Raw genomic sequence first — 15,662 nt, forward strand, 5'->3', positions numbered from 1 at the left:
TCGAACACGTTGTGCAGCGTCGCGTTGGTCACCGTCACACCGCCCACGAACACGGGCGCCAGGCGCGCCACGGGCGTGAGCTTGCCGGTGCGGCCGACCTGCACGTCGATGCCTTCGACGCGCGTGACCATCTCCTGAGCCGGGTATTTGTGCGCCACGGCCCAGCGCGGCTCGCGCGTGAGGAAGCCCAGCTGGCGCTGCAGGTCGAGCCGATTGACCTTGTAGACCACGCCGTCGATGTCGTAGGGCAGCTCGTCGCGGGTGGCGCCCACGCGCTGGTGATACGCTATCAATTCAGAAGCACCCTGCGCAGTCTCCACCTGGTCTGCGACCGGAAAACCCCATGACTTGAGGGTTTGCAGCAGCGCGTAGTGCGTGGCAAACGCGGGGCCGCCCTCCTCCGCCGGCGTGACGGCCCCCAGGCCATAGGCGAAGAAGCTCAGCGGCCGCTGCGCGGCGATGCCCGAATCGAGCTGGCGCACGGCGCCGGCGGCGGCGTTGCGCGGGTTGACGAAGGTCTTGCCGCCCTGCTCGCGCTGGCGTTCGTTGAGCGCCTCGAAGTCGGCGCGGCGCATGAACACCTCGCCGCGCACTTCCAGCAGGGGGGGCACGCCCGGCGGCAGCGTCAGCGGAATCTGCCGCAGCGTGCGGATGTTGTGCGTGACGTTCTCACCGACCTCGCCATTGCCGCGCGTGGCGGCCTGCACCAGGTGGCCGCGCTCGTAGCGCAGGCTCATGGCCAGGCCGTCGAACTTGGGCTCGGCCACGTATTCGACCGGCGGGTCGGACTCGTGCAGGCCCAGCTCGCGGCGCACGCGCGCATCGAACGCCTGCGCGCCGCTGCCCTGGGTGTCGGTTTCGGTGCGGATGCTGAGCATCGGCACATCGTGGCGCACAGGCGCCAGGCCTGCCATCACGGCGCCAATCACGCGCTGGGTGGGCGACTCGGGCGTGACCAGGTCGGGGTGTTGCGCCTCCAGCGCTTCGAGCGCCTGGTAGGCGCGGTCGTATTCGGCGTCGGGCACCGTGGGCGCATCCTGCACGTAGTACTCGTGCGCCCAGCGGTTGAGCTGTTCCCGAAGCGCTCTTATTTGAATAGCAGCCTGGGCTTGTCTGGTGGGCTCTGGTGTCGGAAAAAGATCCAGGTTTTCGGTCATCTCAGCTCTCATGGATCTGCGCGCTGCCCGCAGCGCATGCAACTGGCGCGGCCCAGGCCAGCGGCCGCCGCGCAAGGGCCGCCCCGCCGCGCTGGCGGCGTCCCCCCTCCCGCATCGCGCAGCGAGGCGAGAGAGGGGGGATGGAGCGAAGCGACACAGGGGGGTGTCCCATGCCTTCAGCTGAACAGGCGGCGCGCCAGCACCGAGCCCGCCGACAGATCGCGGCTGTCGAGCTTGTCGTAGAGCAGTTCCAGGTCGGCCGCGATCGGCTCCATGGCCATGGCGGGCAGCGGCGTGCCGTTCTGGTCGCACAGCACGCCGTCCATGGCCTCGCACAGCGCCGCGGCCGCTTCGCGCAGGCGCGCGAAGGGCTGCTCGGCGCGGTTCACCTGCGACACGTCGAGGCTGATGAGCAGGTCGCGCACGGCCGACTGCTCCATGTCTTCGGACAGCGCCGCCTGCGCGTCGAACACCAGGCTCAGCACCGGCGGCAGGCCGGGCGTGCCGGCGGGCAGCACCATGCGCCCGGGCATGGCGCCGGGCACGAAGCCCAGGCGCGCGGCGTTTTGCTGCAGGTAGCCGGGGCTCCACGCGGCCTGGCGCGCGCGCAGCACGAACGCGAGCTGTGCATCGTGTTCGCTGGCGAATTGGTCGAGCTCGCGCGCACGCGCCACCTCGTGGCGCATGTCGGGGAAGTCGGGCGCGGCGTTGACGGCGTCGGCAAACGCCTGGGCCTTGACGACGAACTCCGAAAACTCGATCTCGTTGAGCGCGCCGGTGCGGTTGGCCAGCTGCACCCCCGCCTGGAACGCGTGGTAGCGCTGGCCGGCCACGGGGGTTTCCCAGTGCTGCGTGCGTTCGTTGTAGCCCTCGATGGCAAACGGTTTGCTGCCGGCGCGGCGCGTCGGCGGCAGCGCGGCCATGGCCGCGTCGCCCGACACCGGGTGGTCGGCCTGCAGCGGAGCGATCGCGTCGATCAGCGCATCCAGGCCCGGGCGGCGCTCGGGTGGCGGAGGCACCGGCAGGTCGAGCGCGTCGTGCAGGTCGACGCTGTGCGGCGCGGGCTCGGCGCCTGGCGCCAGCGCGTGCGCTTCGGTTTCGGGGCTCGCCGGGATGTCGAAGCCGGGCTCCTGGCGCAGCGCGGGCTCGGCGGCGCGCTCGCCCTCGGGCGGCAAGGCCTTCTTCGGGGTGTTCCGGCGGGCTGTCCAGGCGTTGTAGGCCACGATCAGGGCCAGCAACAGGGCGCCGATGACGGCCAGGCTGATTTGCAAGGTGCTCATGGTGGTGTGGGGTTGGTGTTCAGGCCGCGTCGGCCATGGACAGGGCGGACTCCATGTCCACCGCGACGATGCGCGAGACGCCCTGCTCCTGCATGGTGACGCCAATCAGCTGCTCGGCCATTTCCATCGCGATCTTGTTGTGGCTGATGAACAGGAACTGCGTTTCGCGGCTCATGCTCGAGACCAGCTTGGCGTAGCGCTCGGTGTTGGCGTCGTCCAGCGGCGCATCGACCTCGTCGAGCAAACAGAAGGGCGCGGGGTTGAGCTGGAAGATGGCGAAGACCAGCGCGATGGCCGTGAGGGCCTTTTCGCCGCCCGAGAGCAGGTGGATGGTCTGGTTCTTCTTGCCCGGCGGCTGGGCCATGACCTGCACGCCGGAATCGAGGATTTCGTCGCCGGTGACGATGAGCCGGGCGTTGCCGCCGCCGAACAGCTCGGGGAACATGCGCCCGAAATGGCCGTTGACCGCCTCGAAGGTGCCCGAGAGCAGCTCGCGCGTCTCGGCGTCGATCTTGCGGATCGCGTCTTCGAGCGTGTTCATGGCTTCCGTCAGGTCGGCGGTCTGCATGTCCAGGAAGGTCTTGCGTTCGCGCGCAGCGGCCAGTTCGTCGAGTGCGGCCAGGTTGACGGCGCCCAGCGCGGCGATGCCCTGGTGCAGCCGGTCGATCTCGCCCTGGAGCCCGGCCACGCGCACGTTGCCCTCGGCAATCGACCGGGCCACGGCCTCCAGGTCGGCCTGGGCGTCGGCGAGCAGCGTGGTGTATTGCTCGAGGCCCAGGCGCGCGGCCTGTTCCTTGAGCTGGAACTCGGTGATGCGCGCGCGCAGCGGGTCGAGCGCGCGCTCGAGCTGCAGGCGCCGTTCGTCGCTGGCGCGCAGCTGGGTGCTCAGGCCGTCGTAGGTGCTGCGCTGGGCGGCCAGGGCCTGCTCGCGCTCCATCTTCAGCGCCAGCACGTCTTGCAGGCCGCCCTGCGCGGCCGCGTCGGACAGGCGCTCGAGCTCGCCCTGGGCGCGCACGCGCTCGTCGGCCAGCGCCGTCGCCTGGCCCGAGGCCGTCGCCAGCGTGCGCGAGAGTTCGGCCCGGCGCGCCTCGACGCTGCGCTGCGAGAACGTGGCCTCTTGCGCCTGGCGCTCCAGGCTGCGCTGCTGCTCGCGGCACTCGTGCAGCTTGCGTTCGGCCTCGATCACGCGGTCGCCCAGCTGGGCGTGGCGCTCCTGGCTGTCGGCCAACTGCATGTCGAGCTCTTCAAAACGCGCTTCGGCCGTCACGCGGCGCTCCTGCAGTTCGGCCAGCTGCTCCTCGACCTCGGCCAGGTCGGCACCGATCTGTTCGCTGCGCGCGCGCGTCTGCTCGACCAGCTGCGACAGGCGCAGATGCTCGACCTGCAGCCCGTGCGCGCGGCCCTGCGCCTCGGTGGCCTCGCGGCGCACGGCGGTGAGGCGCTGCGCGGCGTCGGCATAGGCGCCCTCGGCGCGCACCAGGGCCGTGCGCGCCTCGTCGGTGATCAGCGCCTGCGCGCGCAGTTCTTTCTCCAGGTGCTCGATCTCTTGCGCACGCGCCAGCAGGCCCGACTGCTCGGAGTCCTGCGCATAGAAGCCGACGCTGTGCCGCGTAACCACATGGCCACCGGCGATGTAGAGGGCTTCGCCGGCCTGCAGCTGGCTGCGCCGGTTCAGGGCTTCATCGAGCGACTGGGCGGTGTAGCAGCCCTGCAGCCAGTCGCCGAGCACGGCGCGCAGGCCGACATCGTGCAGGCGCAGCAAATCGGCCAGGCGCGGCAGATCGCTCGCAGGCTCGGGTGCCGAGGCCGCAGGGGGGCTGAAAAACGCCAGCTTGGCCGGCGGCGCATCGGCCCCGCCCGCGCCCAGAAAGCCGCGCACGCTGTCCAGACGCCCCACTTCGAGCGCGCCGATGCGCTCGCGCAGCGCCGCTTCGAGCGCGTGTTCCCAGCCGGGCTCGATGTGGATGCGGCTCCACAGCCCCTGCAGGCCCTCGAGCCCGTGCTTGGCCAGCCAGGGCTGCAGCTTGCCGTCGGTCTTGAGCTTTTCCTGCAAGGCCTTGAGCGCTTCCATGCGTGCCGACAGGTCGGCCTGGCGCGCGGCTTCCTGGTTCACCGCCTGCTGGCGCGTGCGCCGCTCTTCGTCCAGACGCGGCACGGCGTCCTGCAGCTCGGCCAGGCGCGCTTCGGTCACTTCGACGCCCTCCTGCGCGGCGGTCAGCTGGCCGTGCAGGTTGACCAGGCGCGCCTCGTCGGGCGCGGCCAGGGCATTGCGGTCGGCGCGCAGGCGCTCGTAGCGGGCGTCCTGCTGACGGCTTTGCTCGTCGATGCTGCGCTGTTCGGCGGCCAGCACCTGGATCTGCTGCTGCACCTGCACCACCGCCGTGCGCTGCTCGTTGGCGTGGTGCTGGCTTTGGCGCAGGGCTTCCTCGAGGTCAGGCAGCTGCATCGCCTGCTCTTCGACCTGGGCGGCCAGCAGTTCGGCCCGCTCTTCGGCATCGACTCCGGCCCCGGCCAGGTTCTCCAGTTCGAACTCGGCCTCCTCCTTGCGCTCGGACCACTGCGTGATCTGCTCGGCCAGCGCGACCAGGCGCTGCTGCACGCGCTGGCGGCCTTCGATCACGTAGCGGATCTCGGCCTCCAGGCGCCCCACCTCGGCCGTCGTCTCGTAGAGCTTGCCCTGCGCCTGGTTGACCTGGTCGCCAGCGGCGTAGTGCGCCTGGCGGATGGTCTCCAGTTCGGACTCGATGTGGCGCAACTCGGCCATGCGCGCTTCAAGGTCGTTCACGGCCTGCAGGCCGTCCATGCGCACCTTGGCCTGCTCGGCCTCGGCGTCGGCGCGTTTCAAGAACCATTGCTGGTGCTGCTTGAGCGTCACGTCGGCCTGCAGCGCGTTGTACTTCTGCGCCACCTCGGCCTGTTTTTCGAGCTTTTCCAGGTTGAGGTTGAGCTCGCGCAGGATGTCTTCGACGCGGGTGAGGTTTTCGCGTGTGCCCGAGAGCCGGTTCTCGGTCTCGCGGCGGCGCTCCTTGTATTTGGAGACGCCCGCCGCCTCTTCGAGGAACAGGCGCAGCTCTTCAGGGCGCGATTCGATGATGCGGCTGATGGTGCCCTGGCCAATGATGGCGTAGGCGCGCGGCCCCAGGCCCGTGCCCAGGAACACGTCCTGCACGTCGCGGCGGCGCACCGGCTGGTTGTTGATGTAGTAGCTGCTGGTGCCATCGCGCGTGAGCACGCGCTTGACGGCGATCTCGGCGTACTGGTTCCACTGCCCGCCCGCGCGGTGGTCGTTGTTCTCGAACACCAGCTCCACGCTGGCCCGGCTGGCCTGCTTGCGCGTGGTCGTGCCGCTGAAGATCACGTCCTGCATCGACTCGCCGCGCAGCTCGCTGGCCTTGCTCTCGCCCAGCACCCAGCGCACCGCATCCATGATGTTGGATTTGCCGCAGCCGTTGGGCCCCACCACACCCACCAGCTGGCCGGGCAGCAGGAAGTTGGTCGGTTCGGCAAACGACTTGAAGCCGGAGAGTTTGATGGAATTGAGTCGCACGAATCACCTGTAACACCGCGCCGCTGCGCAGCGCCAGGGCCGGGCGGCAGTCGCCGCCGGGCGCGCTGACGTGCCCGGCGGCTCAAGGGGTGAATGTTAACTGAGGCAATGGCAATGCCGCGTGGCTGGGCGCTTACAACGCGTCCGAAGCGCTAGAGACGAAACAGGGGAAAGCACCGTTCGGCGGCTTAGGAGGAGAAGGCACCTCCATATTTGTCGAACATTTTTACATTTCGTCGCAGATACCGACGCAAGGCGACGCTAACGCATTGATTTCACTCATTATTTTTGAAATGGCATACATCGTGCTTGCTTGTTGCAGTGTGCAACGTGCACATACAACCGAGGGAGCCACCATGAAATTGAAGAAAGTTGTTCAAGCAGTTGCCCTTTGTGGCGGATTGATGGGAATGGGCAGCACCCATGCTGCGCTCATGCTTTTCGACAGTGTGTCCGATACGGGTTCGATCCTGTATTCGACGACCCGAGATGGCGCCACGCTGTCTGCCACGATGCAGTTCACGCTCAACTCGCTGTCGGCCCAAAGCGCAACCTTTGGGCTGAAAGTTTCCAATGATTCCAGCGGCCCGGGCCAGAACCGGCTGATGTCATTCGGGATTGACATGGTCAGCCCCACACTGACGGGGGCTTCGGCGACCGGGTCCTGGGATGCTGGAATCAACAATACATTCCCGTCATTCGCGACTGTGGATCTGTGCATTTGGCGCAGCAACAACTGCTCCGGCGGTGGCAACGGCAATGGACTTTCCGAAGGAGGGAGCGATACCTTTTCGCTGACCCTCACAACCGCTGGCAACTTCCTGACGAATGGGATTTCGTTCACAAGCCCCTTCAGCGTCAGGTTTCAACAAGTCGGCAATGGTGGCAATAACTTTGAATTCGCAGGTTGTGTTTTGGGCACATCCAATTGCGGTCCAACGCAAGTTCCTGAGCCGGGATCGATTGCGCTGATGGGTATCGCCTTACTCGGCGCATCGTGGGCACGCCGCCGCAAGATTTGATCTGGAAAGGGCAGCGTACTTTGCCAGGCAATCCCGGTGAGGTACGTGCTCATCGAACGCCACGAGCATGGGCACATGGTGCGGGCATGCGCAAGGTCGTGGGCATTGCGCCCCAGCGGTTACCACGCCTGAAGGGCAAGAGCCGCGCACCCTCGCGCCAAGGATGATCTGCGACTGCAGGGTCTGCTCAAGCTGGCGCCTGGCCTGCTTGTGCGTGGTCATGCCGCTGAAGATCACGTATTGCACCTTCTAACGACACCTTGGCCATTGCCTTGGTGCAGCAGTGCCAAATGAGCTCCTGTTCAGACTGGCCACGACCATGGCCAGCAGTTGAACGTTTGTATTTTCTGCTTCTGAGAACATCCATTAAGTCCATAACAGCCGTCGGATTTTTTGACAGTTTTTTGAAGATACGGTAGAGGTAGCAATGTAAGTGATTACCCTACAAAGAAAAAAATTTCTGGCACGCATATTGCTCATAGCTTGGCACCGCACTTTTTTCTAGGAGCCAGCAATCATGACCACCAAACTTTATGCGTTGGCGCTGGGCCTGGCAGGCCTTGCATTCGGCGGTGGTGCTACCGCCAATACCATCAGCTTGACCCCTGTCGTTGGCAACCAGTTTCAACACTCTGTTGAGAGCCCTTGCGTCTTTAGCAGCCCATCGTGCCAAAACCCGGCGAGTTTTCCTTCGCAGCCTTTGCCTTCTCAAGGCAATGTGACCAACTGGGATCTTCTTTCACCCGCCTACACCGGGCAGACCCTTCTTAATGTCATTGGTACGGGCAACACGCTTCGGCTTGGTCTCAATTTGAATCAGACGAATGCTAATTCTCCACAAACGCTGGTAGCGTTCGATATGCGTGTGAACGACATTATCGTCGACACATTCACGGGCCCAGTCAGCGTACCTGACATCAATAACGGGCTTGGCTTCGCAGACTACCTGCTGGGCAACTTCTCCTCATTTTCCGCCACCGATAAAGTTCAGTTCCGCTTCGCCTTCGCCGATGCAAATGACGGCCCTGAAATTGTGTTCGTGCTCGGCGCCCCCGGTACCGCAGTTCCGGAACCTGCCACCCTGGCACTCTTGGGGCTGGGCTTGCTGGGCGCATGCTTTGCACGCCGCCGCCGCAGCTAATTATCTGGAAAATATCGATTCAAAACGGGCCCTGTAAGGGCAATGCCAGTCAGCTCACGCTGACTGGCATTTTTTATTGGAAACCTGGAAATTCAGTTGTCGACGACTTTCGGGAAGTGCCGCTCGGCGCAACGCGGCGGCGGCACGGCAGGTCTGACAATCAATGGCTTGAGGTCGGCTTACCCGATGCTGACGGCATCCCCGCCGCAAATTATCAGCGGCACGCATCGGCCACTGCCAATGCGACGCCGACACGATATCGATGCTCCGCAGCTTGTCACCCGGCACCGACTGACAGAACCGCACAGCGATCCAAGGCCTGCCACGGTTCTGCAAGGCTCAGCTCCCCCAAGTCCATAACGCCGATCTAGGCATCCAGCAGCCCATGGCTGTCGATGTCCATCAAGGTGGTGGCACCCTACCCTTTTCGCACTGCCATCTGGTCTTCTTGAATGCGTTGCATATCAACAATCAACTGCGTTGTGCAAGGCTTCGCCCCAGATTTCCAGCGCCGCAACAACCTGATTTTTATGCACTCTTCAGAACGTTCAACCGTCACGGTCGGCTTTGCTGGAGTTGAAAAAATCGAGTGCAGCGCACCCAACCAATTCATGCGTACCCGCGGTGTAAGAAATCACTGATCGCGTATGCGGAGCAAATTAAAGAGGAGGACAAGTCTTTTATTGATTGTCATGCATCAAAGTGTTAAATTAGTCTGCATCGGTGCGGTGAATCAGGATTGTTGAACCCATGTTCTTGAGCAGAGAGGGCACATGCTGAAATCCAATGATGACATAAAAGGCGAAACTGATTCAAGTTTTGCAATGAATTCCGCCGATGCAAAAATGGTCAGCCGAATGCGCATGGTCTTGGCCGTCTCGGTGCTACTCGCCGTTTTTGTTGACCCCTCAGGTTTGAGCAGCAGAGAAAATTTCACTTGGCTTGTATTTTTCGGATACTTGTTCCACAGTATATTTATTTATGTTTTATCCCTGCGCGAAAAGCCATTCTCGCAAAGCATCCTGGTTCACCGACTGGATGTATTGTGGTTTGCGCTTATTGTTATTTTCACCGGTGGGGTGGACAGTTTTTTCTTTCTGTTTTTTTTCTTCGCCATTCTCACCTCCTCTTTTCGATGGGGTTTCGAAGAGGGTGCTAGAGTCACCGTTGCATCGGCCATACTATTTTCTGCATCTGGCTTGGCACTGGAAACGCAAAGCGATTTATCTCGATTATTTTTGCGCACCACCTTTCTGCTGACCTTCGGCTATATGAGCGTGTACTGGGGCGAATCAAAAGTAAGATTAATGCACCAGCTTAATCTTCTCCGTGATGTAAGTCGCTTATCCAATCCTCGATTTGGAGTCGATCAAACCATTGTTAACGTACTGGAAAAAACGCGACGGTTTTTCAAGGCCAGAAGCTGTATTCTGGTACTGCGCGATAAAGAGCTTGGCACTTATTTTCTTCGCACGATAAAAGACAAAAATTCAACATCAGCGATCAGTGCCGATGCAGTGAATGCAGAAGCCGCTGCGCCTCTGATGGCGGTTTCTGACGACCACATCATTGCATACACCAGCCCGCTCTGGCCTTTCTCGTCGTCTTTGTTTCAGAAATCGATGGCCTATGACTGCTCCAGGGAACGATGGGAGAAGCACGAAGCAGAGTCCATTAAAAATCTCGCTGAAATTCTGGAGACTCGGTCCTTCCTCAGCGCACCTTTGTCATTAAGGCGACAACACGGTCGAATTTATTTACTCTCGCCCAACGAATCATTCAGCAAAGCGGATGCTTTATTTTTAAGCCATATTTTGGCACAAGCCTTTCCTGCCATTGATAATATTGATATTCTCGATAGAATGGCTTCAGAAGCCGCACTGCAGGAACGGCACAAAATCTCATTGGATCTCCATGACACTGCCATCCAGCCATACATCGGCTTGAAGTTGGCACTGGGAGCCATTCGAAACAAGGCTTCTGCCGACAATCCACTTATTGAGGATATTGATAAATTAGCACGGATGGCGGAAAAAGTAATTGGTGATTTACGCCGTTTTGCCGCGAACTTTAAAAATCGGCACAGCAAAATCGAACCCGTTTTTCTCGTGGCTTTGAATCAACAGGCGGAGCAGCTTAAAGAATTTTATGGAATTGACATCAGCATTACCATTGCGGGCGAATTCAGGGTAAGCGATCGTTTGGCTATAGAAATATTACAGCTCGTGCGCGAAGGATTGAGCAACATCTGCAAACACACTCTCGCAGAAAAAGGACATGTAAAAATTCACCATATCAACGAATCCATCAAGATTGAAATTGAAAATGAAAATCAAGGGCACCAGCCTGTAGCTTTCACCCCAAATTCTCTAAGTGAAAGGGCCGCTGTGCTGGGAGGCAAGCTGCATATTAATCACGGTCCAGATGGCAATACGGTCGTTCACGTTGAAATACCTGTATAGGATGGTTCTATGACATTTTCATCAAAACCGATTCGCGTCCTGCTCATAGACGATCACCAGACCATGCTATGGGGGCTTGTCAAACTGATTGAAAGTGAAAAGCCGCGAATGGAAGTGGCAGGAACCGCAAGAACCGGTGAAGAGGCCCTTGAGAAAATAGGCTCTCTGCATCCGGATGTTATTTTGCTGGATCTTGATCTGGGCGGAAAAAGCGCTCTCGACATTCTCCCCGCGCTGCTGTTGAATCCTGCCTCGCAGGTATTGATTTTTACCGGAGAACGCAACCAGGCGACGCTCGATCTGGCAGTTCTTCGAGGTGCACGTGGGATTTTGCGGAAAGACGCATCAGCGGAACAAGTGCTGAAGGCCATCGAAAAAACGGCCGAGGGAGAAATGTGGCTTGACCGTGAAACGCTCAGCAGGGTTTTCAGGGAATTTACGACTACCAAACTCACCAAGAAATCTAACCCCGAAGCGGAAAAACAGGCCAGCCTGACCCCTCGGGAAAGAAAAATCATTTATGCCGTTATCGAAGGCAATGGTGCGCACAACAAAGCGCTTGCCGATCGGCTTTTTATATCCGAGCATACCTTGCGAAATCATCTGACTGCGATTTACCAAAAGCTGGGCGTCAGCAATCGCCTTGAGTTGTACGTTTATGCGTCCAAACACCAACTTAGCAACCTTCGGTCTGTGGGCAGTTCAGATACGGAGGCAACCCCCTGAAAGTGCTTGGCAAGTTAACGGACGACATCCACCCTCATCCCTTTCCACCCAACATGGGAAGCATGGTTCGAATAACCTGAATAACGGCCGGCCCCATGATGACCATGATGATGGATGGAAAAATACAGACCACCAGCGGAAAAAGCATTTTTGTTGGCACTTTGGCGGCCAGCTCCTCGGCGCGCACCTGACGCTTATGGCGCAGATCATCGGAAAATACCCGCAGCGATTCGCCAATGCTGGTTCCGAACTTGTCTGCCTGAATTATCATGACGGCAAAAATGCTGATTTCCTCAATACCTGTACGAAGCGCGAGATTTTGCAAGGATTTTTCTCGGGTGCTACCTGCCCTCATTTCCAGATTGGTCAGATGCAACTCTTCTGCCAAGGCAACACTTTTTATCTGGATTTCCTCCGCAACTTTAGTCAGGCTGGCATCCAGGCCCAGGCCGGCCTCCACGCAGACCAACATTAAATCAGCCGCATCAGGAAAGTTTTCAAAAATCTCCTGTTGACGCGCTTTGATTTTAAAGTACAAAAATATATTAGGCAAATAGCAGCCCAGCAAGGCTGACAGCATGATGTAAAACAGAAGCGTCATACCTGTTTGGCTCATAATTCTAAGAGCCAGAAACGCCAGGCCTGCAAAGACAAATGGAATTATTGTTTTACAACTAAAATAAATAAGATACGCATCTTTATGCCGAATCCCTGCATTTGAAAATCTGATACGAAGTGGCGATTTCTCTAAATCATCTGTTGGCAAAGACAGCTTGGCCAGAGGACCGGCCACTTTGACAAATGTTTCTGTCCAGTGGGATTTTTCATCCGGTCCCGCTATGGCTTGCAGGCGTTTTTCTGCCCGGGTTGGCGCCAGCCAGAGATAGAGCCCGATCAAGCCAAATGTGACAGAAATAAATATAAGATAAGGAAGTAATAACACTTGTCATCTCCTCTAGACATGGATTTTTATTATTTTTCTTAGAATAAATGCACCGAAAATCATCAAAATAAGCATATATTTAATAATTGCAATCCCGATCGGATCCTTCCATAAGGGCGCCATGAAAGCAGGGTTCACAAGATACATCACGCCGGCCAACGCAAAAGGCATGACACCCAATATCCAGGCAGATAAACGACCTTCCGAAGACAAAATTCTTACCTTTGAAATCAGTTTGAGTCGCTCGCGAATCAAGCGGCTCAAATTTCCAAGTACCTCGGTCAGGTTACCGCCCGATTCGCGTTGAATCAATACCGATACGATGAAGTAACGCAGATCAGTCAGGGGGACGCGTACGCTCAGGTTTGTCAGCGCCTGCTGCAGCGATACACCAAAATTGACTTCATCATGAACGACCCGGAACTCCCCGGCGATGGGTTCCGCCATTTCGTCGCCCACCATTTGCAAGGCCGATGAGAAAGCATGGCCAGAGCGCAGGGCACGGGTGATCAGGTCGAGCGCATCAGGCAATTGCTTTTCGAACTTGTCCAAGCGGCGTGTTCTTTGATAGCTGACATACAAGAGGGGCGCCGTTGCAAAGATGGCTCCTACCACTGCCCCCAGCAAGAGCGTCTGGTGCGCCAGGTAGATCACCAGCGTGAAGCTGATAGCGCCCAGTACTGCGCAGGTCAGTACAAGCCTGGATACGGTCCAGTTGAGTCCCGCCTGAAAGATGAACCTGCCCAGTCTTTCCGCTCGGGCCATGCTCAGCAGGAAGCGTTCGATGACGGGAACGTCGCTGAGCATTCCCTGTTTCAGCAGTTGCGCCTGTTTGGTGTGATCAGATGACGCCGAAAGTGCTTGCAAGCGCTTTTCAATTTTCTTGGCCTCCGGACCCTTGTACGATTTCCAGAACAGGTAACCCCCTTCGAGCAACAGGAGCACTGCCACGAAAACAAGCACCGATATCATCAGGAAGGCGTTGCCGCCAAGAATTTGCAGCATGGTCGCTCCTTCTATTCGTAATGTTTCGCAGGGTCGAACATGGCATCGGGCAACACCACCCCAAACGAGCGCAGGCGTTCCGCAAATTTCGGCCTCACGCCGGTTGCCTGAAAATGGCCTTGCACCTCGCCTGTTGCACTGATGCCGGTTTGCCTGAAAGTGAAGATTTCCTGCATGGTGATGATTTCGCCTTCCATGCCGGTAATCTCCTGAATGCTGGTGATCTTGCGTTTTCCGTCAATCAGCCGCAGCCCCTGGATCACGACCGTAATCGCCGATGCAATCTGCTGCCGGGCGGCCTTGTGCGGAAGGTTCAGGTTGGCCATACCGATCATGTTTTCCAGCCGCGACAAGGCATCGCGCGGCGTGTTGGCATGGATGGTGGTCAGCGATCCTTCATGGCCGGTGTTCATGGCCTGCAGCATGTCCACCGCTTCAGCGCCGCGAACTTCGCCAATCACGATACGGTCAGGTCGCATCCGAAGGGCGTTGCGCACCAGTGCGCGCTGGGTAATTTCACCCTTGCCTTCAATATTGACGGGCCGGGTTTCCAGTCGGACCACGTGCGGCTGCTGCATCTGCAGTTCGGCCGCATCTTCGATGGTGACGATGCGCTCTGACTCGGGGATATAGCCCGACAAAATGTTGAGCAAGGTCGTCTTGCCAGCACCGGTGCCGCCCGAGATGATCATGTTGACTTTGGCTTTGCACAGACCTTCCAGCATGAACGCCATTTCTGGCGTCAAGCTCTTGAGTTCCATCACCAGGTTTTCCATTCGCAGTGGAATATGGGCAAACCGGCGAATCGACATCATGGGGCCGTCCAGCGCGACCGGCGGAATCACCGCATTGACGCGCGACCCATCTGGCAGCCTGGCATCCACCATGGGGCTGGACTCATCAATGCGCCGCCCTACCAGCGACACGATTTTGTCAATGATGCGCAGCAGGTGCTTCTCATCGGTAAAAGTGACGTTGGTCAGCTCCAGCCTGCCCTTGCGTTCCACATAAATCTGCTGGTAGGAATTCACCAAAATATCGGACACCGTGGGGTCGGCCATCAACAGTTCAAGCGGCCCGAAGCCGAGCATTTCATGCTGGATGTCGCGGATCAGCGTGCGCCGCTCAATGTCATTGATGGCGGCTTGCTCCTCAATGAGCAGGCGTTCCACCATGGTGGCGATTTCCTGGCGCAGCACGACGGGCGACAAATTCTCCAGCGCCGCCAAGTCAAACTTTTCGACCAGCTTCAGGTGCATCTGGCCCTTCAATACCTTGTAGGCCTCACTGGCCACGTGGCCCTGATTTGCATCGTTGACGGCATGAAGCGGCCGCGGCGCAATGGGTTCTGCAGCGACGGCATTGAGTTTGTCTCGGAAGGACATTTTTTAACTCCCATTCAATGGAAAAAAACCAAGGGCAGCGCTGCACTTCATGCCCGCCGAAACAAACGCCCCAGCAAACTACGGCTGTCTTCCTGCTTCGGGCTGAGCGACACGGCAAACTCCGCCAAACTTTTTGCCACCGTATTGGAAGAGGCCATTTCGGCCAGGGCGTCGCCCTGGTTGATAGACGCATTCACCTCTTTGTACGAATTGGGCACGGTACGCAGGCTGACAGTGCCGAGCGAGCGCTGAATGCCATCAAGGCTGATGTCTCCCCCTTTTTCAAAGCGGTTGACGATCATCTCGATCTTGTCTTCCGGGTAACCCAGCGACTTGAAGACAGCCAAGAGCTTGCTTGCATTTCGGATTCCGGGCAGTCCGGCCTGCAACACCGGAAAGATGCGGTAAGCCCGGTCCAAGGCCTTGATGGCCAGTGTGTCCAGATTACGGCCCATGTCCAGCAGCACAAAGTCATACTGGGTCACAGCCAAACCCAGGATGGCATCAATATGCTCGGGCTTGATCTCCATCGCTTTCGTCAGGTCTTCAGGCGCCGCCAGAATGCTGTAGTTGGCAGAAATTTTGACGGTGCTGGCGGAAAGGAAAGACGCATCCAGACGACTGATGTCATGGGCTACATCCGCCAAAGTGGAAGCTGGCTCGCCGTCGTGCACGAAAGACAGGGCATCGCCAAATTGCAGATTCAGATCCACCAGCAGAACCGTGTTCGTTTCTGCCAGCTGGTAAGCCAGATTGGTCGCTATGAACGTGGCCCCGCTTCCGCCTTTGCAGGGTATGAAAGCCAGTACCTTGCCCAGGCCCTTGGGTTTGGTGCTGATCAACTTGGCCGCAATGCGGCTGACTGCGGCCTCCAGCGCGTCCGCGGTCACCGGTGAAGGCAGAACTTCGCGCACGCCCGCCCGCATTGAGTTGATCAGGAACTCCGGCGTCTGGGTCGCGCAGAGCAGAATGACCGCGATTTTGGGATGGTGGG

11 protein-coding genes are annotated in these 15,662 nt (G+C 59.1%); 4 read left to right on the forward strand and 7 right to left on the reverse strand.

Going from position 1 to position 15,662, the window contains the following annotated elements:
- From ligA to smc, 3 genes are all read right to left on the reverse strand, one after another.
- Window positions 1-1,157: NAD-dependent DNA ligase LigA (gene ligA / locus B2J89_RS18665; protein ID WP_169170452.1), on the reverse strand; the 1,157-nt coding region annotated here is incomplete at its 3' end.
- A gap of 176 nt (window positions 1,158-1,333) precedes the next feature.
- Window positions 1,334-2,437, reverse strand: coding sequence for a cell division protein ZipA C-terminal FtsZ-binding domain-containing protein (locus B2J89_RS18670; RefSeq protein WP_169170453.1), 1,104 nt, complete (start codon window positions 2,435-2,437; stop codon window positions 1,334-1,336).
- A gap of 19 nt (window positions 2,438-2,456) precedes the next feature.
- Complete coding sequence (gene smc, locus B2J89_RS18675; RefSeq protein WP_169170454.1) at window positions 2,457-5,984, reverse strand: chromosome segregation protein SMC; 3,528 nt, start codon at window positions 5,982-5,984, stop codon at window positions 2,457-2,459.
- A 356-nt stretch (window positions 5,985-6,340) separates the two neighbouring features.
- On the opposite strand from smc, the gene B2J89_RS18680 reads away from it, so the two are divergent.
- The 4 genes from B2J89_RS18680 to B2J89_RS18695 all read left to right on the forward strand — a co-directional run bounded on the left by B2J89_RS18680 (window position 6,341) and on the right by B2J89_RS18695 (window position 11,335).
- On the forward strand, window positions 6,341-7,006 hold the full coding sequence (locus B2J89_RS18680) for a cistern family PEP-CTERM protein (protein WP_169170455.1): 666 nt from the start codon (window positions 6,341-6,343) through the stop codon (window positions 7,004-7,006).
- A gap of 517 nt (window positions 7,007-7,523) precedes the next feature.
- Window positions 7,524-8,147 carry a PEP-CTERM sorting domain-containing protein gene (locus B2J89_RS22850; protein ID WP_240965083.1) on the forward strand — a complete coding sequence of 208 codons (624 nt, stop codon included), beginning with the start codon at window positions 7,524-7,526 and terminating at the stop codon, window positions 8,145-8,147.
- 773 nt (window positions 8,148-8,920) lie between these two features.
- Window positions 8,921-10,609: a sensor histidine kinase gene (locus B2J89_RS18690; protein ID WP_169170456.1), complete on the forward strand. Its 1,689-nt coding sequence runs from the start codon at window positions 8,921-8,923 to the stop codon at window positions 10,607-10,609.
- A gap of 9 nt (window positions 10,610-10,618) precedes the next feature.
- Window positions 10,619-11,335: a response regulator transcription factor gene (locus B2J89_RS18695; RefSeq protein ID WP_169170457.1), complete on the forward strand. Its 717-nt coding sequence runs from the start codon at window positions 10,619-10,621 to the stop codon at window positions 11,333-11,335.
- 34 nt (window positions 11,336-11,369) lie between these two features.
- On the opposite strand, the gene B2J89_RS18700 is transcribed toward B2J89_RS18695, so the two are convergent.
- The 4 genes from B2J89_RS18700 to B2J89_RS18715 form a co-directional block, all read right to left on the reverse strand.
- The gene (locus tag B2J89_RS18700) at window positions 11,370-12,278 is read right to left on the reverse strand and encodes a type II secretion system F family protein (protein ID WP_169170458.1); all 909 of its coding nucleotides are present in this window, start codon (window positions 12,276-12,278) and stop codon (window positions 11,370-11,372) included.
- 12 nt (window positions 12,279-12,290) lie between these two features.
- Window positions 12,291-13,283: a type II secretion system F family protein gene (locus tag B2J89_RS18705; RefSeq protein WP_169170459.1), complete on the reverse strand. Its 993-nt coding sequence runs from the start codon at window positions 13,281-13,283 to the stop codon at window positions 12,291-12,293.
- Window positions 13,284-13,294: 11 nt separating this feature from the next.
- Window positions 13,295-14,668: a CpaF family protein gene (locus B2J89_RS18710; protein WP_169170460.1), complete on the reverse strand. Its 1,374-nt coding sequence runs from the start codon at window positions 14,666-14,668 to the stop codon at window positions 13,295-13,297.
- A 47-nt stretch (window positions 14,669-14,715) separates the two neighbouring features.
- The coding region (locus tag B2J89_RS18715) for an AAA family ATPase (RefSeq protein ID WP_169170461.1) at window positions 14,716-15,662 on the reverse strand (947 nt) is incomplete at its 5' end.

The organism is Acidovorax sp. SRB_24 (genome assembly GCF_012931925.1).